Here is a 21968-nt window from a genome sequence, read left to right as displayed (position 1 = left end):
TCCGGGTTCTAACTCGCTCCCAAGCTCGTGTAGCATCCCGGCCTATGAAGTTTCCAGGAAGATTTACCAGCGGCTTGATTCTGCTGTTCACGAGCTGCAGCGCCTTGGCGCAAAGCGAATTGGATGTGCGCATCAAGCCTTCAAACGACGCGTTGAAAGCCAACATCGAAGGCTATATCGGCGGGGTCGGCGATCGTGACGAAGAAGCCCTGCTGCGGTTCAGCCGTGGCGCCGAGGAGCAGGCCCGCAAGGCCGCCCAGGCGCTGGGCTACTACCAACCGCAGATTGCCAGCGATGTGAAGGGCGGCAAGAACCCGCGCCTGATCCTCACCATCGACCCCGGCGAACCGGTGCATTTGCGCAATGTGACCATTCGGGTCGACGGCCAGGCCGCCGACCTCAAGGCCTTTCGCGTGCCCGCCAGCGACCAACTCAAATCCGGCGCCGTGCTCAACCACGGCAACTACGAAGACGCCAAGCGCGTCATCCAGAACCAGGCGTCACGCTACGGCTTTTTCAGCGGGCGCTTTACCAGTCAGAAACTCTCGGTCGACCCCAAGGCGGGTGTGGCCGATATCGAACTGATTTATGACAGTGGCCCACGCTACACCTTGGGCAAGGTCAGCTTTGCCGGCGATACGCCGTTTGATGAAGACCTGCTGCAACGCATGGTGCCGTTCAAGAGCGGCGCGCCTTACGACTCCGAACTGATCGCCGAACTCAACCAGAACCTGCAATCCAGCGGCTTTTTCGAAGGCGTGCGCGTGGACGCCGCTCCGGCGGCCTCGACCAATGACGTGATCCCGGTGGCCGTGCAACTTGAAACCCGCAAGCCGCGCACCATGGGCCTGGGCCTCGGTTACTCGACCGACGTCGGCCCGCGGGGCAAGGCCAACTGGACGCGCCACTGGGTCAACCCCCAGGGCCACAGTTATGGCTGGGAAGCCGAGCTTTCCGCGCCTCGGCAGAACGTCGGGTTGTGGTACGACATTCCCATGGACCCGCCACTGACCGACAAACTTCGCTTTGCCGGCGGTTACCAGAATGAAGAAATCGCCAACACCGACACCCTGAGTAAACTGCTCACCCTCGGCCCCGAGTGGCACAGCAAGTTGCCCAGCGGCTGGACGCGGGTGATCTCGCTCAAATGGCAGCGCGAAGAGTATCGCCTGGGCAACGACTCGGGCCTGAGTACGCTGCTGATGCCGGGCATCAGTTATTCCTACCTGCGCAGCGACAACCGCATCGACCCGCACAATGGCTATCGCCTGCTGTTCGACGCCAAGGTCGCCAAGGAAGGCCTGGGTTCCGACACCAACCTGCTTTACGGCACGGCGACCATCAAGGGCTTGACCACCCTGTGGGACAACCACCGTTTCCTGGCCCGGGCGCAGTTTGGCGGCAGTGCCACCAACGGCTACAAATCCGTGCCGCCGTCGTTGCGCTTTTTTGCCGGTGGCGACCAGAGCGTACGGGGTTACGAGTACCAGACCCTGTCCCCGGAAAACGATCGTGGCGACCGCATCGGCGGCCGCTACATGGTGGCCCTGAGCGCCGAGTACCAATATTCCATCGCCGAAAAATGGCGGATCGCGACCTTTATCGACCAAGGCAACTCGTTCAACACCCTGGAAATGCCAAGCCTGAAAACCGGCGTGGGTGTGGGTGTGCGCTGGGTGTCGCCGGTTGGCCCGATCCGCCTCGACCTGGCCCATGCCCTCGAAGATCCGGGCGGCATTCGTTTGCACTTTTCCATGGGGCCTGAGCTGTGATGCGTGGTTTGAAAATAGCGGGGCTGGCCATTCTGGCGGTCCTCGCGGTGATAGTGCTGGCACTGTGGACGGTGCTGGGTACCCAAGCCGGCAGCCGGTGGGTGCTGGGCCAGGTGCCGGGTTTGACCGTGGAGAATTTCCAGGGTCGCCTGGGCGGGCAGTGGAGTGCCGACCATCTGTTATGGCAGCAGGACAGCAGCCGCGTGGAGCTTCAGTCGCCAAAGTTCGACTGGTCGCCGGCCTGTTTGATGCGCATGACCTTGTGCATCAACCAACTGGATGTGGAGCAGGTGAGCCTGCAATTTCCACCCGGCACCGAAGAAAGCAGCGGCCCGATTACCCTGCCGGACCTGAAACTGCCGGTCGCCCTTCAGTTGGGTGACATCCGCGTTGGCAGCCTGCTGTTCAATGGCAGCGAAGAGCTCCAGGGCCTGCAGCTGGCGGCGCACTGGACTGCCGCCGGGATGCAGATCGATTCGGTGCACCTGCAACGGGACGGTTTGGTCCTTGACCTGTCCGGCCTGCTGCAACCCACCGGCAATTGGCCGCTGGCCGCCAGCGGCAACCTGAGCCTGCCTTACGCGCCGGGCGGTGCGCCCTGGACGCTGGCGCTCAAGGTCGATGGCGATTTGCTCAAGACCCTCAAGCTCGACGCCGACAGCAGCGGCTACCTGCCGGCCAAGCTCAGCGGCGAATTGCAACCGCTGGTGGAAAACCTGCCGGCGCAGTTGCACATCACCGCCGACGGCTTCAAACCCAGCGCCGATTTGCCCGATACCCTGCAACTCAATCAGCTGGACCTGACCGCCAAGGGCGACCTGAGCAACGGTTACCAGTTGCTGGGCAAAGCCGTACTGCCCGCGGAAAAAGGCCCGGTGGACCTGCTGCTGCAAGGCAAGGTCGACGCCAAGGGCGCGCAGATCGCCGGGCTGGATTTGAATGCCGGTGACAAGCAAAGCCTCAAGCTCAGTGCCAATCTGGACTGGCAGCAAGGCTTCAGCGCCGACGCGAAAATCGACTGGCTGGATTTCCCGTGGCATCGCCTGTACCCGGTGATCGACGAACCCCAGGTGGCCTTGCGTACCTTCAATGGTGAAGTTTCCTACAAGGACGGCAACTATCTGGGCAACTTCAAGGCCGACCTCGACGGCCCTGCGGGCAAGTTCAGCCTTGCCAGCCCGTTCAGTGGCGACCTCAAGCAAGTGTTCCTCCCCGAGTTGCAACTCGCGGCTGGTCAGGGCAAGGCCGAAGGCCACCTGAACCTGCAATTTGCCGATGGCATCGCCTGGGACACGGCGCTGGACTTGTCGGCGATCAACCCGGCGTATTGGGTCGCGGAGTTGCCCGGCACCCTCGCGGGCCCGTTGCGCAGCAAGGGTGAAATGAAGAACGAGCAACTCAAGCTCAATGCCGACCTCGACCTCAAGGGCCGTCTGCGTGGCCAACCTGCCGTGCTCCAGGCCAAGGCCGAAGGCGCTGGCGAGCAATGGACCCTCGGCACCCTCGACATTCGCCTCGGCGACAACCGCATCTATGGCAGCGGCAGCCTGCAACAGCGCCTTGCCGGGCAGATCGACATCAAGCTGACGCGCCTCGCCCAGCTCTGGCCGCAACTGCGCGGGCAGATGAATGGTCGCCTCGACGTCGCCGGCACCCTGAAAGCGCCGCAAGGCAAGCTCAACCTGGTTGGCCAGCAACTGGCGTTTGAAGATAACCGCCTGCAAAACCTGACCCTGGACGCGAACCTGGATAATGCCCAGCGCGCCAAAGTCGACCTGAAAGGCAGTGGCATCCAGGCCGGTGAAACCCAGCTCGGCACCTTCAGTGCCAGCGCCCAGGGCGATATCAAAAGCCAGAAAGTCCAGCTCGACCTGGCCGGCCCGTTGCTCAAGCTGGCCCTGGCCCTGGACGGCAACCTCGACAAAGGCAACTGGCGCGGGCGCCTGGCCAGCGGCGATGTGCAAGCCGGTGGCCAGGACTGGAAGCTGCAAGCGCCGGCGAAGATCGAGCGCCTGGCCGATGGCAAGCTGACCTTTGCGGCGCACTGCTGGGTCTCCGGCCCGGCGAGCCTGTGCGGCGAAGACCAGCGCCTGATGCCCGAGCCGAAGCTGCGTTATCACCTCAAGCAGTTCCCAATCGACAGCCTGGCGCAGTGGTTGCCCAAGGATTTCGCCTGGCAGGGCAAGCTCAATGCCGACGTGCAGCTCGACCTGCCGGCCAGCGGCCCCAAAGGCGTGGTCTCGGTGGACGCCAGCGGCGGTACCCTGCGGGTCAAGGACAAGGACCAGTGGCTGGATTTCCCCTACGACACGCTGAAGCTGGAAACCACCCTCAACCCCACGCGCATCGACACCCAGCTCAATTTCCGTGGCGGCAAGCTCGGCGAGTTGCTGTTGCAGGCGCAGCTCAATCCGCTGGCAAAGAACAAGCCGATCACCGGCAACTTCACCCTGACCGGCCTCGACCTCGCGGTGGCCCGCCCCTTTGTACCCATGGTCGAGAAGCTCAACGGCAAGCTCAACGGTAACGGGCGAATTGGCGGCAGCCTGCTGGCGCCTCAGGTCAACGGCAGCATCAACCTGGTGGGGGGTGAAATCTCCGGCCCGGAACTGCCCACCAGCATTGAAGGCCTGAATATCCAGGCGTTGATTGCCGGCGAAAGCGTGCAGCTCAATGGCGGCTGGCGCAGCGGCAAGGCCGGGCAGGGCACTATCAAGGGGCAGATCGACTGGGGCCAGGCCCTGGCGGTGGATATCGCGCTGCAAGGCACGCAACTGCCGGTCACCGTGGAACCGTACGCGGCCCTGGAGGTGGCGCCTGACCTGAAGATCAGCATGAAGAACGACAAGCTGGCGATCTCCGGCAAGGTGCAGATTCCCAAGGGCGAGATCACCGTGCGGGAATTGCCCCCATCGACGGTCAAGGTCTCGGATGACACGGTGATCGTCGGCAGCCAGACCGAAGAGGGCAAGCCGCCGATGGCCATGGCGATGGACATCGATGTGGAGGTAGGCAAGGACAAGCTGAGCTTCGCCGGGTTTGGCCTTACCGCCAACCTGCAAGGCCATGTGCACATCGGCGACAACATGGACACCCGTGGTGAACTGTGGCTCAACGACGGCCGCTACCGGGCCTACGGCCAACGCCTGACTGTGCGCCGCGCGCGATTGTTGTTTGCCGGGCCGATTGACCAGCCGTTCCTGGATATCGAAGCGGTGCGGATCACCACCGAGCCGTCCCGGACCGTCACCGCCGGTATTCGTCTGAGCGGCAGTGCCGAGCAGCCGACTACGCAAATTTTCTCGGAGCCGGCCATGGCCCAAGAGGATGCATTGTCGTACCTGGTGTTGGGGCGTTCGCGCACCACCAACGGTGAGGACAACAACATGCTGGCCGAAGCGGCGCTGGGTCTTGGGTTGATGGGCAGTGCCGGGGTCACGTCGGACATCGCCAAGAACCTGGGCATCCAGGACTTTGAGCTGGACACCCAGGGCAGCGGCAACAACACCGCCGTGGTGGCCAGCGGCAAGATCTCCGAGAAGCTCAGCCTGCGTTATGGCGTGGGGGTGTTCGAGCCGGCCAACACCATCGCCTTGCGCTATTTGCTGAGCAAGAAGGTGTACCTGGAAGTGGCCAGCGGCGTGGCCAGCTCCCTGGATATTTTCTACAAGCGCGATTTCTGATCCGTCCACGGTAATGGTGGGAGCCTGGCTCCCACCATTTATCCGCTAATTAGCAAGCAACCTAACTATTCGTTTGACATTCGCTGCCTAGGCAGTAACATCGTGTCACACATTCACTGCTTAGGCAGTTAATAGGCTGGTCACGATGAAGCACTTCACCCCCGAAAACTTCCACAACTGCCACCTCGGCCTGCTGCTGGGCCGGGCTGCGCTGCTCAAAGACAAGATCATCGACACCCACATGGAACCCCACGGCATCACGGCCGCGCAGTTCAAGGTGTTGATCATCATGGCCCAGTACGGCGTCGACACCCCGGCCGAGCTGTGCCGCAACCTGTCGTTGGACAGCGGCTCCATGACCCGCATGCTCGACCGCCTGGAACAAAAGGACCTGCTGGCGCGCAAGCGTTCCGAGCAGGACCGGCGCCAGGTGCAGTTGGTGCTGACCGCCGAAGGCCAGCGCGTGGCCGACATGCTGCCGCACATCGGTGCCCAGGCCCTGAATCAGTTGGCGGGCGCCCTGGAGCCGGGTGAATTGCAAACCCTGGAAAAAATCCTGAAGAAAATTCTGATAGCTGCGGGTGACCCCATCACCATCCAGCGGGTAGGTAGTGCATGAACAATCGCTCCTTGCGTGCCGGCCTCAGCCTTGTGCTGGTGGCCATGACTATGGCCGGTTGTGCCAATTTCAGCGGCTTGAACACAGAAGGCAAACGCCTCGAAGCCAATAACCTGCAAACCGGCAAATCCCTCAGCGGCGTGACCCTGTCCACCGCCGCCTGGCCCACCGCCGACTGGTGGAAAGGCCTTGGCGATCCACAGCTCGACGGCCTGATCCAGGAAGCCCTGCAGAACAGCCCCGACATGCAAGTGGCCAGCGCCCGCGCCCACCAGGCCGAAGCCGCTGCCTATGCTGCCGACGCCGAGCGCATGCCAACCCTGGATGCCAGCGCCGGTGTCAGCCGTTCGCGCCTGGCCAAGGACCAGGACCCGTTGGGCCAGGGCGATGCCTACGCCACCGTGCGTAACATCGGTGCCAGCTTCAATTACAACTTTGACCTGTGGGGCGGCCAGCGCGCCGCCTGGGAAGCCGCGCTGGGCCAGGCCCGCGCCGCCGAAGTCGACCAACAGGCCGCGCGCCTGACCCTCGCGGCCAACGTCGCCAAGGCCTACAGCGACCTGGGCCAGGCCCATATCGTGCGCGACCTGGCTAACGATGACCTCAAACGCACTCGGCAAATGCTCGAACTGGGCCAGCGTCGCCTGAACTCCGGGATCGACAGCCAGTACCAGTACCAGCAGACCGAAAGCCTGGAAGCCAGCTCCCAGTCGCAACTGATCGATGCGGAAAAGCAACTGCAGAGCGCGAAGATCGCCCTCGCGGTGTTGCTCGGCAAAGGCCCGGACCGTGGCAGCGAACTGGTACGCCCCAACGTGCTCAAGCCGAGCGCGGTTGCGGTGCCTTCGGTGTTGCCTGCCGAGCTGGTGGGCCGTCGCCCGGACCTGATCGCCGCACGCTGGCGGGTGGAGGCGGCGAGCAAGAACATCGCGGCCAGCAAGACCCGTTTCTACCCCAACCTCAACCTGAGCGCGAGCGCCGGGGCCGAGTCGTTGCTGGGGGATGCGATGTTTGGTTCGGCCAGCCGCTTCTTCAGCATTGCGCCGACCGTCTCGCTGCCGATCTTCGACGGCGGCCGCCTGCGCGCCGACCTCGACGCTCGCGACGCCGACTACGACCTGGCCGTGGCCCAGTACAACAAAACCCTGGTGCAAGCCTTGGGCGATATCGGCAACACACTCTCGCAATTGCGCGAGACCGGCCGCCAGATCCAGGCCCAGCAACACGCCGCTGACATTGCCCAGCAGTCCTACGACACCGGCGTCCAGCGTTACAGCTCAGGTATCGGCAATTACCTGGACGTGCTCAGCATCGAACAGCAACTGCTCCAGGCCCAGCGTCAGTTGGCCACCCTGAATGCCGAGCAAATCGATCTTTCGATTCAACTGATGCAGGCCCTGGGCGGCGGTTTCCACGCCGATAACGTGGCCTCGACCACCCCAGCCACGCGCACTGAATAATTCAAGGTACTTGTCATGGCCACTGCCGAAACCAGCAACAACGCTCCTGAAACAAACAAGGCTGAACAACCCAACACCAGCAACCCGCGCAAACGCAAAGTCATGCTGTTTGTGCTGGCGCTGATCGTCATCCTCGGCGCCTTGGGCGTGTGGGGTTGGTACGAATTGTATGGTCGCTTCAGCGAAAGCACCGACGACGCCTACGTCAACGGCAACGTGGTGGAAATCACCCCGCTGGTGACCGGCACCGTGGTGAGCATCGGCGCTGACGACGGCGACCTGGTGCATGAAGGCCAGGTGCTGATCAACTTCGACCCCAACGACGCGGCCGTCGGCCTGCAAAGTGCCCAGGCCAACCTGGCCCGCACCGTGCGCCAGGTGCGTGGCTTGTACAGCAACGTCGATGGCATGAAAGCCCAGGTGCTGGCGCAACAAGCCAACGTGCAAAAGGCCCAGGACAACTACAACCGACGCAAGAACCTCGCTGCCGGCGGGGCGATTTCCCAGGAAGAACTGTCCCACGCCCGTGACGACCTGACCTCGGCGCAAAACGCCTTGGCCAACGTGCAGCAACAGTTCAAGACCAGCAGCGCCCTGGTGGATGACACTGTGATTTCGTCCCACCCGGACGTGCAGGCTGCCGCCGCACAGTTGCGCCAGGCTTACCTGACCAACGCCCGCAGCACCCTGATCGCACCGGTGACCGGCTATGTGGCCAAGCGTACCGTGCAACTGGGCCAGCGGGTCCAGCCGGGTACTGCACTGATGGCGGTGATCCCGCTGGATCAACTGTGGATCGACGCCAACTTCAAGGAAACCCAGCTGCGCAATATGCGTATCGGCCAGCCGGTGGATATCGAATCCGATATCTACGGCAGCGACGTGAAATTCAGTGGCACCGTCGACAGCCTCGGCGCGGGCACGGGCAGCGCGTTTGCCTTGCTGCCGGCGCAGAACGCCACCGGTAACTGGATCAAGATCGTGCAACGGGTGCCAGTGCGTATCCATGTGAACGCCGATGAGTTGGCCAAGCACCCGCTGCGCGTGGGCCTGTCCACCGTGGTCGACGTCGACCTGCACGACCAGAGCGGCCCGGTACTGGCCCAGCAGGCGCCGCAGAAGGCGTCGTTCACCACCAACGTTTACGACCGCCAGTTGGCCGAAGCCGACGCGATGATCACCCAATTGATCCATGACAACAGCGTCGCCGCTCCCAAGGCTGCCCAGCGCTGATTCGCCAATCCATCAGCTGCGGCCCCGGCGGCCGTAGCGCCAATCATGTTGCACAGGATTCGCGATGAGTAACGCTAACGCCTCCTTCACGCCGCCCAGCTTGCTGATGGCCACCATCGGCCTGTCCCTGGCGACCTTCATGCAGGTGCTCGACACCACCATCGCCAACGTGGCGTTGCCGACGATTTCCGGCAACCTCGGCGTGAGTTCGGAGCAGGGCACCTGGGTCATCACCTCGTTTGCCGTGAGCAACGCCATCGCGCTGCCGCTCACCGGCTGGCTGAGCCGTCGCTTCGGCGAGGTGAAGCTGTTTCTGTGGGCCACCATCCTGTTTGTGCTGGCCTCGTTTCTCTGCGGTATTTCCACCTCGATGCCCGAGCTGATCGGCTTTCGGGTATTGCAAGGCCTAGTTGCCGGCCCGTTGTACCCGATGACCCAGACGCTGCTGATCGCGGTCTATCCCCCCGCCAGGCGTGGCATGGCCCTGGCGTTGCTGGCGATGGTCACGGTGGTGGCGCCGATTGCCGGGCCGATCCTCGGCGGCTGGATTACCGACAGCTACAGCTGGCCGTGGATCTTCTTTATCAACGTACCCATCGGCATCTTTGCCGTGATGGTGGTGCGCTCGCAACTGAAGAAACGCCCGGTGGTCACCAGCTACCAGCCGATGGACTACGTCGGCTTGCTCAGCCTGATCGTCGGCGTCGGCGCCTTGCAGATCATCCTCGACAAGGGCAACGACCTGGACTGGTTCGAGTCGAATTTCATCATCATCGGCGCGGTGATCTCGGCTGTCGCCCTGGCGGTGTTCGTGATCTGGGAAATGACCGACGAGCACCCGGTGGTCAACCTGCGGCTGTTCGCCTATCGCAACTTTCGCATCGGCACGATTGTGTTGGTACTCGGGTACGCGGGTTTCTTCGGGATCAACCTGATCCTGCCGCAATGGCTGCAAACCCAGATGGGCTACACCGCCACCTGGGCGGGCCTGGCGGTGGCGCCGATCGGGATCCTGCCGGTGTTGATGTCGCCGTTCGTGGGCAAATATGCGCACAAGTTCGACCTGCGTCTGCTGGCCGGGCTGGCGTTCCTGGCGATTGGCTTGAGTTGCTTCATGCGGGCTGGCTTCACCAATGAAGTCGACTTCACGCACATCGCCCTGGTGCAGTTGTTCATGGGGATCGGCGTAGCGCTGTTCTTCATGCCGACCTTGAGCATCCTGATGTCCGACCTGCCGCCGGCGCAAATCGCCGACGGCGCTGGCCTGGCGACCTTCCTGCGGACCCTGGGCGGCAGCTTTGCGGCATCGTTGACCACCTGGATCTGGATTCGCCGGGCGGACCAGCACCATGCCTACATGAGCGAAAACATGACCACCTACGACTCGGCCACCCGGGACGCCTTGCAGGCGCTCGGCGGGGCAGGGCACAAGGCGTATGCGCAGTTGGACCAGATACTGACGAGCCAGGCGTACATGATGTCCACCGTGGATTACTTCACGTTGCTGGGGTGGATGTTCATGGCGTTGATCGTGATTGTATGGCTGGCGAAACCGCCGTTTGCAGCGAAGGCGGGGCCGGAGGCTTCGGGCCACTAAGCCTCAATCCATGATCGTTCCCACGCTCCGCGTGGGAACGCCGCTTTGATGATCGTTCCCACGCTCTGCGTGGGAACGCCGCTCTGGACGCTCTGCGTCCGCTTTTGAAGGTCGTGACGCAGAGCGTCACAGGATGCATTCCCGCGCAGAGCGTGGGAACGATCTGGGTCAAGCGCCGGGCAGTGCCAACTGCGGGTTGACGAAGTCAAACGCCGCCAGTTGAAACCCTTGCTCATCCACCTGCAATGCCCACCCTTGCTTGTCCCAATCCCCCAGCACAATGCGCTTGGCCGCTTGCTCGCCAATCTGCAGCTTGTGAATCGCCGGGCGGTGGGTGTGGCCATGCACCAGCGTACGCACGCCGAACTGCTGCATCACCCTCGGCACTTCCTCGGGCGTTACATCGACAATGTCGTTGGTCTTCATCCGCGTCTGCGCGCGGCTTTCACTGCGCAGCTTGCGCGCCAGCTTGTGCCGCGTGCGCAAGGGCAGGTGGCGCAGGATGAACAGCGTGATGGGGTTACGCAGGATGCGCCGCAGCTTCATATAGCCAAGGTCGCGGGTACACAGGCTGTCGCCGTGCATCAACAGCACGGGCTCGCCTGCGAGTTGCACCACACTCGGGTCCTTGAGCAAGGTTGCGCCTGCGGCTTTGCAGAACGCCTTGCCGATCAGAAAATCCCGGTTGCCATGCATGATGAAAATCTGGGTGCCGCTGTCGCTCAGCTCGCGCAGAGCCTGGCAAATCGAACGCTGGAAGGGCGTCATCCCATCGTCGCCAATCCAGGCTTCGAAGAAGTCCCCCAGAATGTACAACGCCTGGGCAGAACGGGCGCGGCCGTGCAGTAAATCCAGAAACGCCCGGGTTATGTCCGGGCGCTCCTCTTCCAGATGCAAATCTGAAATCAGCAATATCACTCAACGATCTCGGCTTTCTCGACGATAACGTCTTCTACCGGAACGTCCTGGTGACCTGCCTTGCCGGTGGTTTGCACACCCTTGATCTTGTCGACAACGTCCTGGCCTTCGGTGACTTTACCGAATACCGCGTAGCCCCAGCCCTGCACGTTCTTGCCGCTGTGGTTCAGGAAGGTGTTGTCGGCGACGTTGATGAAGAACTGCGCGGAGGCCGAATGCGGCTCCATGGTACGGGCCATGGCGACGGTGTACTTGTCGTTGGAAAGGCCGTTGTCCGCTTCGTTCTGGATGCTTGGACGCTTGTCTTTCTTTTCTTTCATGCCCGGCTCGAAACCGCCGCCCTGGACCATGAAGTTGCCGATGACACGGTGGAAAACAGTGTTTTCGTAGTGGCCGGCTTTAACGTACTCGATGAAGTTGGCGACGGTGATCGGCGCTTTCTCGGCGTTCAGCTCGATGACGATGTCACCGTGGTTGGTGGTCAGTTTGACTTGAGTCATGTTCACTACTCTTTCAAGGAATTCGTGGGTTTGGGCGTTTTGCGCCTTACCTGCTTGGCAAAAACGGCAGCCAAGGCGCGCAGTTTAGCGTGACCTGCGGGAATTTCGAGGTGGTTTTTTACCGCCCGTGCAATAAATGCAGCAGTTTTTGGCCACGCTCTGTCAGGGCCTTGACAGCATCGGCTATGATAAGCCCTTTGTTTGTCGGCCTCACCCGGCCAAGTACTTCGTCTGTTCAAGGATCCTATGAGCAAGCCCACTGTCGACCCTACCTCGAATTCCAAGGCCGGACCTGCCGTCCCGGTCAATTTCCTGCGCCCGATCATCCAGGCGGACCTGGATTCGGGCAAGCACACGCAGATCGTCACCCGCTTCCCGCCTGAGCCCAACGGTTACCTGCACATCGGCCACGCCAAGTCGATCTGTGTGAACTTCGGCCTGGCCCAGGAGTTCGGTGGCGTCACGCACCTGCGTTTCGACGACACCAACCCGGCCAAGGAAGACCAGGAATACATCGACGCCATCGAAAGCGACATCAAGTGGCTGGGCTTCGAATGGTCCGGTGAAGTGCGCTATGCCTCCAAGTATTTCGACCAGTTGTTCGACTGGGCCGTCGAGTTGATCAAGGCCGGCAAGGCCTACGTAGACGACCTGACCCCGGAGCAAGCCAAGGAATACCGTGGCACCCTGACCGAGCCGGGCAAGAACAGCCCGTTCCGCGACCGTTCGGTGGAAGAGAACCTGGACTGGTTCAACCGCATGCGCGCCGGCGAGTTCCCGGACGGCGCCCGCGTACTGCGTGCCAAGATCGACATGGCCTCGCCGAACATGAACCTGCGCGACCCGATCATGTACCGCATCCGCCACGCCCATCACCACCAGACCGGTGACAAGTGGTGCATCTACCCGAACTACGACTTCACCCACGGTCAGTCGGACGCCATCGAAGGCATCACCCACTCCATCTGCACCCTGGAGTTCGAAAGCCACCGTCCTCTGTACGAATGGTTCCTCGACAGCCTGCCGGTACCGGCGCACCCGCGTCAGTACGAGTTCAGCCGCCTGAACCTGAACTACACCATCACCAGCAAGCGCAAGCTCAAGCAACTGGTCGATGAAAAGCACGTGTTTGGCTGGGACGACCCGCGCATGTCGACGCTGTCGGGCTTCCGCCGCCGTGGCTACACCCCGGCATCGATCCGCAATTTCTGCGAGATGGTCGGCACCAACCGCTCCGACGGCGTGGTCGACTACGGCATGCTCGAATTCAGCATCCGTCAGGACCTCGACGCGAACGCCCCGCGCGCCATGTGCGTGCTGCGTCCGTTGAAGGTGGTGATCACCAACTACCCGGAAGGCCAGGTCGAAAACCTCGAACTGCCACGTCATCCGCAGAAAGAAGAACTCGGCGTGCGCAAGCTGCCGTTCGCCCGTGAAATCTACATCGACCGCGATGACTTCATGGAAGAGCCGCCAAAAGGCTACAAGCGCCTGGAGCCGAACGGCGAAGTGCGCCTGCGCGGCAGCTACGTGATCCGTGCCGACGAAGCGATCAAGGACGCCGATGGCAACATCGTCGAACTGCGTTGCTCCTACGACCCGGACACCCTGGGCAAGAACCCGGAAGGCCGCAAGGTCAAAGGTGTGGTGCACTGGGTGCCGGCGGCGGCCAGCGTCGAGTGCGAAGTGCGCCTGTACGATCGCCTGTTCCGCTCGCCGAATCCCGAGAAGGCCGAAGACAGCGCCAGTTTCCTGGACAACATCAACCCTGACTCGCTGCAAGTTCTCACGGGTTGTCGTGCCGAGCCATCGCTTGGCGACGCACAGCCGGAAGACCGTTTCCAGTTCGAGCGCGAAGGTTACTTCTGCGCGGATATCAAGGACTCGAAACCCGGTGCTCCGGTATTCAACCGTACCGTGACCTTGCGTGATTCGTGGGGCCAGTGATTCTGTTTTAAGGAACTGTCGTGCTAACGATCTACAACACACTCAGCAAGACCAAAGAAGTCTTCAAGCCGCTGGATGGCAACAAGGTGCGCATGTACGTGTGCGGCATGACCGTGTACGACTACTGCCACATCGGCCACGGCCGCAGCATGGTTGCCTTCGACCTGGTGACCCGCTGGTTGCGTTTCAGCGGTTATGACCTGACGTATGTGCGCAACATCACCGACATCGACGACAAGATCATCAATCGCGCCAACGAAAACGGCGAGTCGTTCGACGCGCTGACCGAGCGCATGATTGCTGCGATGCACGAGGACGAGGCACGCCTCAACATCCTCAAGCCGGACATGGAACCGCGCGCCACGGACCATATCCCGGGCATGCACGCGATGATCCAGACCCTGATCGACAAGGGTTACGCCTACGCCCCGGGCAATGGCGACGTGTACTACCGCGTCGCCAAGTTCATGGGCTACGGCAAGCTGTCGCGCAAGAAAATCGAAGACCTGCGCATCGGTGCGCGGATCGAAGTCGACGAAGCCAAGCAAGACCCGCTGGACTTCGTGCTGTGGAAAGGCACCAAGCCCGGCGAGCCGAGCTGGGAGTCGCCATGGGGCGCCGGGCGCCCGGGCTGGCACATCGAATGCTCGGTGATGTCCACCTGCTGCCTGGGCGAGACCTTCGACATTCATGGCGGCGGCAGCGACCTTGAGTTCCCGCACCACGAAAACGAAATCGCCCAGAGCGAAGCGGCCACCGGCAAGACCTACGCCAACGCGTGGATGCACTGCGGCATGATTCGCATCAATGGCGAGAAGATGTCCAAGTCCTTGAACAACTTCTTCACCATTCGCGACGTGCTGGAAAAGTACCATCCGGAAGTGGTGCGCTACCTGTTGGTGTCGAGCCATTACCGCAGCGCGATCAACTACTCGGAAGACAACCTCAAGGACGCCAAGGGCGCCCTGGAGCGTTTCTACCACGCGTTGAAAGGCCTGCCCTCCGTGGCGCCTGCGGGCGGCGAAGCGTTTGTTGCGCGGTTCACCGAAGTGATGAACGACGACTTCGGTACGCCTGAGGCCTGCGCGGTGCTGTTTGAAATGGTGCGTGAGATCAACCGCCTGCGCGAGAGCGATCTCGACGCAGCGGCGGGGCTTGCCGCACGTTTGAAAGAGCTGGCGAGCGTGCTGGGCGTATTGCAGATGGAAGCCGATGACTTCCTGCAGGCGGGCGCTGAAGGGCGTGTGGATGCCGCTGAAGTTGATGCGCTGATCCAGGCACGCTTGACTGCCCGGGCCAACAAGGACTGGGCGGAGTCTGACCGTATCCGTGACCAACTGACCGCGATGGGTGTGGTGTTGGAAGACGGGAAGGGCGGGACGACGTGGCGGTTGGCTGATCAGGCTTGATTGGTGATTGCTGAATGAAAAACGCCCCGACTGGTTCGGGGCGTTTTTTTTGGCCTATCTATCCGTTATTCGGGTGGCGGTTCTTACAGCGTGTCTTGGACGGGACACCTGTGCGGGGACATGGTTGACGCATCGAGGGGCGAGCAAGCCATCTCAAGATCAAACGCAGAGCTGCTTAATGTGGGAGCGGGCTTGCTCGCGAAGAACATGAGGGCGCCGCGTTGAATCAGGACGCCCACGTCATCGTTAACGACCTTCGCGAGCAAGCCCGCTCCCACATTTAAACCGTGCCCGCTTCTGATTTTGCTGTTGCTTCACCACGCTCAAGCCGGCCGGTAGGCCGCTGTGCTCTTGATCTGCTTTTGATCTTGATCTTAGGCGCTAGCCTAAGCGAGGTGCCGAGTGGTGGGGCAAGAGCGTTATCGATTGTTCCCATGCTCCGCGTGGGAATGCCGCCCCGGACGCTCTGCGTCCCGCCGTCAATGCGAGGTTGAAGTTCTGCACGAGTTGATGCGGGGCGTCACGGTATGCATTCCTACGCAGAGCCTGGGAACAATCAAACGTCCAGGTGATCATCTTTGGGACTTTCCGGGTAAGCGCTGCCACCACCACTTCAAGTCACGTTTGACAGGAAATGCTAACGCATGTAGGAAAAGACAAATAAATGCAAGCCAACCAACGGATTCGCAATTATTAATGATTTCCGGGTGATGTCCGAAGTACAGGAAGTTATCAAATTTGACGATATTCATATGCGCTCTCATAAAAAACATATTTATCGCTAAGCCTAGAAAAAACTTGGCATATCCTAGGGTTTTGCTGGAGAGCACCACTTTAAGGTAGTAGGCAAATAAAATTCCAAATAACGAAAATATAATAAAAGCAAAAGTAATCACTTTTTTGTCTCTTGATATAGCTGCTCTAGCGTTATGCTGTCTGATATCGCCTCAAATGCCAATGAACTGGGTCCCATTGTCTTGTAAGCTCGTATCTTGTCCGTGCTGATATACCTGAATAAGCGCCAACTATCTGGTTTGAATACACGTCTTGTAACGCTGTAGGCAGAAAGCCCAATATCAACAGAGCCATATGCCATATTTGCTTCACGCTCGCCATATCCCATCGCAGATGATACCGAGTGATACCCCTTGCGCAGAGGACCAGTCGTATCGGATTGCCCTGTCACAAGGTTGCGTCCATTTTCATATAGGTTGTTTGCCCCATGTGCCATCAGTGGCATCCCTGCGATAAGGCAAAGTGTCCCAACTGAGGCGTAGCAAATACCTGCACCTGTTGCGACTTGCATAGCGCCAGCAACGACTCCCAGTCCCCTTAACGCTATTTCTCTAGACTGATGAGACAAACTGCGCTGCTCTGTCTTTATCTCCATCAACCCTTGCGCAATACTCTTCTTACCTTGTTCAACATCCCTGACAATACTGCGCGCGTAATAAGCAACCTCCCGGTTGAATATGGACCGTGTTATCCCATCCTTGAGATGCCGCGCACTGATCGCACAGGCGTGATTCGTCAGCTTTGCTGCGGCTTGACTAACTTCCCACAGTTCATGAAACGTTGGCGTTGATGGTTCTTTATTTAGTTTCATAGGTCGGTCTCGGGCCATGAACTGTAGCCACTGGTACCGGCCAGATGGTGAGTCCAGATGATTTCCCGATACCGGATGGAGAGATGCTCTTGTGCATCTATATCGTGCATCAGTACTGCGTGGGGCACGTCAAGGGAAAGGTCCGCGATGATGCAACCCCGTAGGTCGACGGTGTAGTACTTCTGGTGTTGGCCAAACTGAGAAATACGGTAGAAATGGATGATGCAGTTAAGCTCTTCTCTTTTGGAAAGTGCCATCGCCAACAGAGGTGAAGCTTTATCGACGTTTTTTGTAATGACCACTGGCCCATGAGTCGCAGCTCTGACATTCCCTTCATTGAGCATGTTGTGGTTATAGGACATCACCATTATTTCGTCGCGATGCCCTTCCTGGCATTTGTTACCGATAGAGTCTTGTGTAGAGCAGCCTGCGGAAATAAGACCCTGGGTTTTTCCGTTGATAGTCATGTAACCGTGGTTAGCCATAAAGAAGCATCCTGATCTATTGGTTTTCAGAATACAAAAAATGGCAAATAGGAAATATCGGAAGATTCTCTTTGAAGTGTGTGAGCAATATGTAGGATTTTTCTCTAATGGAGGGGCGGGTCTAGTTGAAATCGAATAGATCCACCCCGTTGTGTTTTTTCCTCTTTAACGTAGTTGGTTGTGTGTTGCGCCGTATTGATCAAGGGTGCTATCGACCAATAACTGAATCCCCTCCAACATCCGGCAAATCCCCAACGCCGCACTCCGGGACGGCCCATCGATTTCAAATGCCAGATTCGTAGCTAACACCTGCACCGACGCCAAGTCCTCCGATGCATTGACCAACAACGTCTCCGCGTCCAACCCTTCACGCACGACAAAGAGCCTGGAGCTCTCGTCAGGCGAATCAGGTTCAGAAGAGGGATTCAGATAATGATTAATCGCCCGATGAGCAGCCGCGTGAAGCGAGGGTGAATCGAGTGGCGGGTTTGGACTGTCTTTGATCATGACGACGCTCCTAGAGTAATGGAGCCGCCACCCATCGCTGCGAAACGACAATCGGGTGGCAGCTGTACGCAGGTTCGCAGACCGGGACTCTAGGCACCCGGCATACCCGAAGGTATCCCGCGCACAGCCGCCATAACATCAGGCATAAAAAAGCGCCCGCTATCTTGTGGTGGACGCTGTGCGTCTAGAGTTTACCCGGGCTGCGAAACCCGGTCGCTGAATTTGCAGCGACCACCGAAGAGTAGGGAGCCATCTTCTGAGCGACAACCCTAAAAAGCTGTCGGAAATTTCCGGGTGTTAACCCGCGACCATCAGCGCTTGCCACTCACCTCATACCGGCTTTGAACAAACCCGTTATCCGACGCATACGTGCCGATATGCCGAAGCTCATGCTCGCCACCCAACTGGCTGAACAAGGGGATCCCCTGGCCCAGCACAACCGGAATACGCGTGATGATCATCTCGTCGATCAAACCCGCCTCAAGAAACGCCTGAATCGTCTGGCCGCCGTCGATATACAGGTGTTTCATCCCGCGCTCGGCTAACTCGGCCACGAGGGCGTTCACATCCTGGCTCACGACCTCAACCTTGCCCTTCAAATGTGCAGGTAGCTCAAGCGGCTGATGAGAGAGCGCAAACACCGGAAAACCCTCATAGGGCCACTCCGGAAAGGACAACACTTTTTCCAGGGTCTTGCGGCCCATCACTAGCGCATCCACGGTGGCGATGAAGTGTTCATAGGTCACGCCGTTCAATTCGGCGCCTTCGTACTCAGGGCGATGAAGCCACTCGATATCACCGTCTGGCCTGGCAATAAAGCCGTCGACGCTGGCTGCGATAAAGACCGAACATTTGCTATCCATGGGGCGTGAAACTCCTTTTCTGTGTGCTTGAAAATATCGACTGTCATGGGTCGGCAACGCTAATGTTAATTTAATCTTCCGATGCAATAAGCGAGCATTGCCAAAAATCACCGTGGGTACCCGGCGCTGGCCGGTGTGCATTTTCGTATTGCGAGGATCTATGCGCCGTTGGTTAATCCGCTACCGTTACGCAATCATTTTCTGGCTGTGCTTCGGGGTTTTCCGCACCTCCCTGGCTGACTGGAATCCCATCCCGTCCGGTTCCATGCGCCCGACGTTGCTTGAGGGCGATGTGGTGCTGGTCAATCGCGTCGCGTACGACCTCAAATTGCCCCTCACTGATATTTCCCTGGCGAGACTGGATAACCCCCAGCGCGGAGATGTCGTCACGTTCTCCTCGCCCAAGGACGGCACGCGCTTGATCAAACGCATTGTCGGTATCCCCGGTGATACCCTGGAAATGCGCGACGAGGTGTTGTGGGTCAACGGTACGCCGGCCACCTACAGTAATGGGCAGGACATCAGCGAGCCTATCGCGCCTGGCCAAACAGTTCCGGGGATCAAGGTGACGGAGCGTGCGAACAGCAGCCAGCGCACGGTGCAGTTCATGCCGACAGTACGGGCGCTGCGCGATTTCGGCCCGGTGGTGGTGCCTGCCGACAGTTACTTCATGCTGGGCGACAATCGCGATAACAGCGATGACTCCCGTTATATCGGGTTTGTGCCGCGTCGGCTGTTGATCGGGCATGCGCACCATATCCTGGCGTCAGCGCAGATCCTGGATCACTGGATGCCACGATTGGGTCGATTTGGCGCGCCGATCCTGTAGTGGGCTGATCACGCGTTTGCGCTGAGCGCCCGCAGTGCAAAACCCGCAATGCGCTCCAGCTGCTCAGTGGTGGCGCCGCCCTTGCTGGCGACTTTCATGCCGCTGAGGGTGGCCATCAGAAAATCACACGCGCCCGAGCGATCGGTGCCGACGGTCAATTCGCCTTGTTCCTGCGCACGCTCCAGCGTCTGTTCGAATGCATTGCGCAAGCGTTCGGCGCTGTGGGCGGTGAGTTGATTGATCTCATCATCTTCCAGGCCGAACTCGCAGATGGCATTGACGCCCATGCAACCCGCCGTTCCTTCCCGCAGGGCGCGGGTGGCGAAGGATTGCAGGGTGTCGTGCAGTGCCTGCAGCGGGGTCGGGCCCTGGTTCAGGCGCTCGATCAAGTCGTCGACGCCGGTGCGCTGATACTCGGCCATCGCCAGCAGGTACAACTGGCGTTTGTCGCCAAAGGTGTTGTACATGCTCTGGCGGCTCAGTCCCATGGCCTGCATCAGTTCTTCAGTCGAGGCCGCGGCAAAACCCTTGTCGCAGAAAACCCGGATGGCCTCGCGCAGCACCTGGTCGCGGTCGAATGCTCTGGGTCTTGCCATGGTTACCTCGGAGGAAATTGCAGGTGAAGGCTCAGGCCAGGTAGCCGCCATCGATGGTCATGCTTGCGCCGGTGACAAATGCCGCTTCTTCGGACGCGAGATAAGCAACCATGCCGGCAACATCGTCGGCGGTGCCCACGCGGCCCAAGGGGATCAGGCTTTTGATCATGTCCGCATGGGGCCCGTCTGCCGGGTTCATGTCGGTGCTGGTCGGGCCCGGCTGCACGTTGTTGACGGTGATGCCGCGCGGCGCGAAATCAATCGCCAGGCCGCGGATCATACCGGCGATCGCCGACTTCGTCATGCTATAGACGCTGGAGCCCGGGAAGCCCGAACGTTGGGCGACCACGCTGCCGACGGTGATTATTCGGTCACCCGTGTGCATCACCGCCGAGCTGGCCTTGGCCGCCGCAAACGTGGCCCGCACATTGACCGCAAACATTCGGTCGAAGTCTTCCAGGCTGAAGGTGTCGACGGTACCCATCAGCAGGATCCCGGCGTTGTTGACCAGGATATTCAAGGCGCCGAAATGCTCGACAGTGGCCGCGACCGCCCGTTCTATTGCCGCCACATCGGCGCTGTCGGCCTGAATCGCCAAGGCTTTTCCGCCCTTGCTTTCGATCAGGCCAACCAGCGCTTGCGCCTTGTCGGCAGAGGAGGAATAGGTAAACGCGACCGCTGCACCTTCAGCTGCAAGCCGGCGGACAATCGCTTCGCCGATACCGCGGGAACCGCCGGTGACCAGGGCGACTTTGTGGTTGAAGCGAGGGGTGTGAGCTGTCATGGGGGAGGCCTGAGGTTTAGTGGATTAAATAATCCACTAAACCGTACCAGCCTGGAAATACTTAGCCAAGCTGTTTTTGGATTAATTAATCTTTAACTGCCGGATGTGCTCTCGAATCCTTCATCAGACGCCGGTCATTTCAGGTCGCTGTAGGTCAACCTGAACTCCGACAGCGCCGGGTGCTCGGTTTTCCACTGGCGGCCATACGCCTTGGCTGTTTCCATTTCTTCGGCAGTCAGCGCGCTGGCCAGTTGTTGCAGGTAGCCTGCGGCATCGGCGTGCCGTGGGTTTTGCCGGGTACTGTCCATGACCAGCCAGTAGAGCCCATAGGCGTGGATTTTGTTCTCGGGGTAGTGATAGCGGTTGGTGCCACTTTCATCGATATCGAACCCGCCGAGCGCACCGGCATAGGTCATGACGCCATCAAGGTCATTCAGCGCCAGCCGTTTTTCCAGGTGTATGCGCTGGTAGGAGAGGTTGCGGTAGTAGGTCTGCATGTTGGCCAGCCACTTCATCGCTGGCGGGAAGCCCTTGAAGGCCGCATACCTGAGCATGGAGTCGCGGTTGTCACTGGCCTCCGGGTTTTTGTCGTACAACAGCGCCGCAATGTAATAGGCCTCGGCGCAGCCGGCATCACCTGCCTTTCTCAGCCACGAGCGATCTTTGGTCAGTTCATACAGCTGCAGCATCGCTGCGCCGTCGCCAGCATCGGCACCTGCCTGGGCGAGGGCCTTGGCCTTGGCCAGGTTGGTTTCGCCACCCAGGCGCATCAGGGCGTACACATGATCCTGGGCGGCGGCCAGGCGGTACCACGCCTGGGCCTCGGGGTCGACACTGCCGACCCGGCGCCGGATGGCTTCGCCCAGGGCGTATTGGGACGGCGCATCGCCGGCCGAGGCGGAGATGGTCAGGTGGATTTCGCACTCTTCGAATTCACCGAGTTGATACAACTCGAGGCCCCGCTGTTTGGCTGCCTGTTGCTGGCTCGTCAAATGTGAAATCAGCGCGTTCAGCGAGTTGAGCAAATCAAACAGCGTGGTCAGTGCATCGGAATGGGTATACATGATCATTACCTGTATCGGGATACGTTGTCCGATAAAGGTAGGTGGGGCGGTGGGGCCCCAGGTGACAGATAGTTATCGGCAGGAGCGCTGCCTTTC

19 protein-coding genes are annotated in these 21968 nt (G+C 60.1%); 9 read left to right on the top strand and 10 right to left on the bottom strand.

Going from position 1 to position 21968, the window contains the following annotated elements; all coding sequences use genetic code 11:
* Positions 1–44: 44 nt before the first annotated feature.
* The 6 genes from V6607_RS21275 to V6607_RS21250 all read left to right on the top strand — a co-directional run bounded on the left by V6607_RS21275 (position 45) and on the right by V6607_RS21250 (position 10364).
* Positions 45–1772 (top strand): autotransporter assembly complex family protein, encoded by a 1728-nt coding sequence (locus V6607_RS21275; RefSeq protein ID WP_102605509.1) that lies wholly within the window; start codon positions 45–47, stop codon positions 1770–1772.
* Positions 1772–5455 carry a translocation/assembly module TamB domain-containing protein gene (locus V6607_RS21270; protein WP_134326992.1) on the top strand — a complete coding sequence of 1228 codons (3684 nt, stop codon included), beginning with the start codon at positions 1772–1774 and terminating at the stop codon, positions 5453–5455. The genes V6607_RS21275 and V6607_RS21270 overlap by 1 nt, the downstream gene beginning before the upstream one ends.
* A gap of 145 nt (positions 5456–5600) precedes the next feature.
* Entirely contained in the window at positions 5601–6074 is a 474-nt protein-coding gene (locus tag V6607_RS21265; protein WP_003211792.1) for a MarR family transcriptional regulator, read from the top strand.
* Entirely contained in the window at positions 6071–7534 is a 1464-nt protein-coding gene (locus tag V6607_RS21260) for an efflux transporter outer membrane subunit (protein WP_134326991.1), read from the top strand. Before V6607_RS21265 ends, V6607_RS21260 begins: the two co-directional genes overlap by 4 nt.
* Before the next feature lie 15 nt (positions 7535–7549).
* A complete protein-coding gene (locus tag V6607_RS21255) occupies positions 7550–8767 on the top strand; it encodes an efflux RND transporter periplasmic adaptor subunit (RefSeq protein WP_003211788.1) in 1218 nt (405 codons plus the stop codon).
* Between the two features lie 64 nt (positions 8768–8831).
* Complete coding sequence (locus tag V6607_RS21250) at positions 8832–10364, top strand: DHA2 family efflux MFS transporter permease subunit (RefSeq protein WP_003211786.1); 1533 nt, start codon at positions 8832–8834, stop codon at positions 10362–10364.
* A 168-nt stretch (positions 10365–10532) separates the two neighbouring features.
* Here the strand turns inward: V6607_RS21250 and lpxH are convergent, their stop codons facing one another.
* Entirely contained in the window at positions 10533–11282 is a 750-nt protein-coding gene (lpxH, locus tag V6607_RS21245; RefSeq protein WP_003211785.1) for a UDP-2,3-diacylglucosamine diphosphatase, read from the bottom strand.
* Positions 11279–11782, bottom strand: coding sequence for a peptidylprolyl isomerase (locus V6607_RS21240; RefSeq protein ID WP_003211783.1), 504 nt, complete (start codon positions 11780–11782; stop codon positions 11279–11281). The genes lpxH and V6607_RS21240 overlap by 4 nt, the downstream gene beginning before the upstream one ends.
* A 246-nt stretch (positions 11783–12028) precedes the next feature.
* Between V6607_RS21240 and V6607_RS21235 the strand changes: the two genes are divergently transcribed.
* Both V6607_RS21235 and cysS read left to right on the top strand, forming a co-directional pair.
* Entirely contained in the window at positions 12029–13729 is a 1701-nt protein-coding gene (locus tag V6607_RS21235; RefSeq protein WP_008432425.1) for a glutamine--tRNA ligase/YqeY domain fusion protein, read from the top strand.
* A 20-nt stretch (positions 13730–13749) separates the two neighbouring features.
* On the top strand, positions 13750–15138 hold the full coding sequence (gene cysS, locus V6607_RS21230) for a cysteine--tRNA ligase (RefSeq protein ID WP_008432427.1): 1389 nt from the start codon (positions 13750–13752) through the stop codon (positions 15136–15138).
* Between the two features lie 572 nt (positions 15139–15710).
* On the opposite strand, the gene V6607_RS21225 is transcribed toward cysS, so the two are convergent.
* The 5 genes from V6607_RS21225 to V6607_RS21205 form a co-directional block, all read right to left on the bottom strand.
* Positions 15711–16034: a hypothetical protein gene (locus V6607_RS21225; protein WP_338740403.1), complete on the bottom strand. Its 324-nt coding sequence runs from the start codon at positions 16032–16034 to the stop codon at positions 15711–15713.
* Positions 16031–16744, bottom strand: coding sequence for a DUF4225 domain-containing protein (locus V6607_RS21220; RefSeq protein ID WP_134326988.1), 714 nt, complete (start codon positions 16742–16744; stop codon positions 16031–16033). Before V6607_RS21220 ends, V6607_RS21225 begins: the two co-directional genes overlap by 4 nt.
* Positions 16741–17229 carry an Hcp family type VI secretion system effector gene (locus tag V6607_RS21215; protein ID WP_003211770.1) on the bottom strand — a complete coding sequence of 163 codons (489 nt, stop codon included), beginning with the start codon at positions 17227–17229 and terminating at the stop codon, positions 16741–16743. Before V6607_RS21215 ends, V6607_RS21220 begins: the two co-directional genes overlap by 4 nt.
* A gap of 165 nt (positions 17230–17394) precedes the next feature.
* Positions 17395–17736 carry a DUF6124 family protein gene (locus tag V6607_RS21210; RefSeq protein ID WP_134326987.1) on the bottom strand — a complete coding sequence of 114 codons (342 nt, stop codon included), beginning with the start codon at positions 17734–17736 and terminating at the stop codon, positions 17395–17397.
* 311 nt (positions 17737–18047) lie between these two features.
* Positions 18048–18599: a dihydrofolate reductase family protein gene (locus V6607_RS21205; protein ID WP_134326986.1), complete on the bottom strand. Its 552-nt coding sequence runs from the start codon at positions 18597–18599 to the stop codon at positions 18048–18050.
* Between the two features lie 160 nt (positions 18600–18759).
* Here V6607_RS21205 and lepB point away from each other — a divergent pair, with 160 nt between their 5' ends.
* The gene (lepB, locus tag V6607_RS21200) at positions 18760–19428 is read left to right on the top strand and encodes a signal peptidase I (protein WP_008432435.1); all 669 of its coding nucleotides are present in this window, start codon (positions 18760–18762) and stop codon (positions 19426–19428) included.
* 8 nt (positions 19429–19436) lie between these two features.
* On the opposite strand, the gene V6607_RS21195 is transcribed toward lepB, so the two are convergent.
* The 3 genes from V6607_RS21195 to V6607_RS21185 all read right to left on the bottom strand — a co-directional run bounded on the left by V6607_RS21195 (position 19437) and on the right by V6607_RS21185 (position 21872).
* A complete protein-coding gene (locus V6607_RS21195; protein ID WP_023658972.1) occupies positions 19437–20024 on the bottom strand; it encodes a TetR/AcrR family transcriptional regulator in 588 nt (195 codons plus the stop codon).
* A gap of 31 nt (positions 20025–20055) precedes the next feature.
* The gene (locus tag V6607_RS21190; RefSeq protein ID WP_003211759.1) at positions 20056–20808 is read right to left on the bottom strand and encodes an SDR family oxidoreductase; all 753 of its coding nucleotides are present in this window, start codon (positions 20806–20808) and stop codon (positions 20056–20058) included.
* A 134-nt stretch (positions 20809–20942) separates the two neighbouring features.
* On the bottom strand, positions 20943–21872 hold the full coding sequence (locus tag V6607_RS21185) for a hypothetical protein (RefSeq protein ID WP_008432438.1): 930 nt from the start codon (positions 21870–21872) through the stop codon (positions 20943–20945).
* Positions 21873–21968: the final 96 nt, after the last annotated feature.

The sequence above is a fragment of the Pseudomonas sp. KK18 genome (assembly GCF_037094675.1).
In the GTDB taxonomy this organism is placed as follows: domain Bacteria; phylum Pseudomonadota; class Gammaproteobacteria; order Pseudomonadales; family Pseudomonadaceae; genus Aquipseudomonas.
Note: the sequence above shows the minus strand (reverse complement) of the source record. Positions and strands in the feature narration are given on the sequence as shown.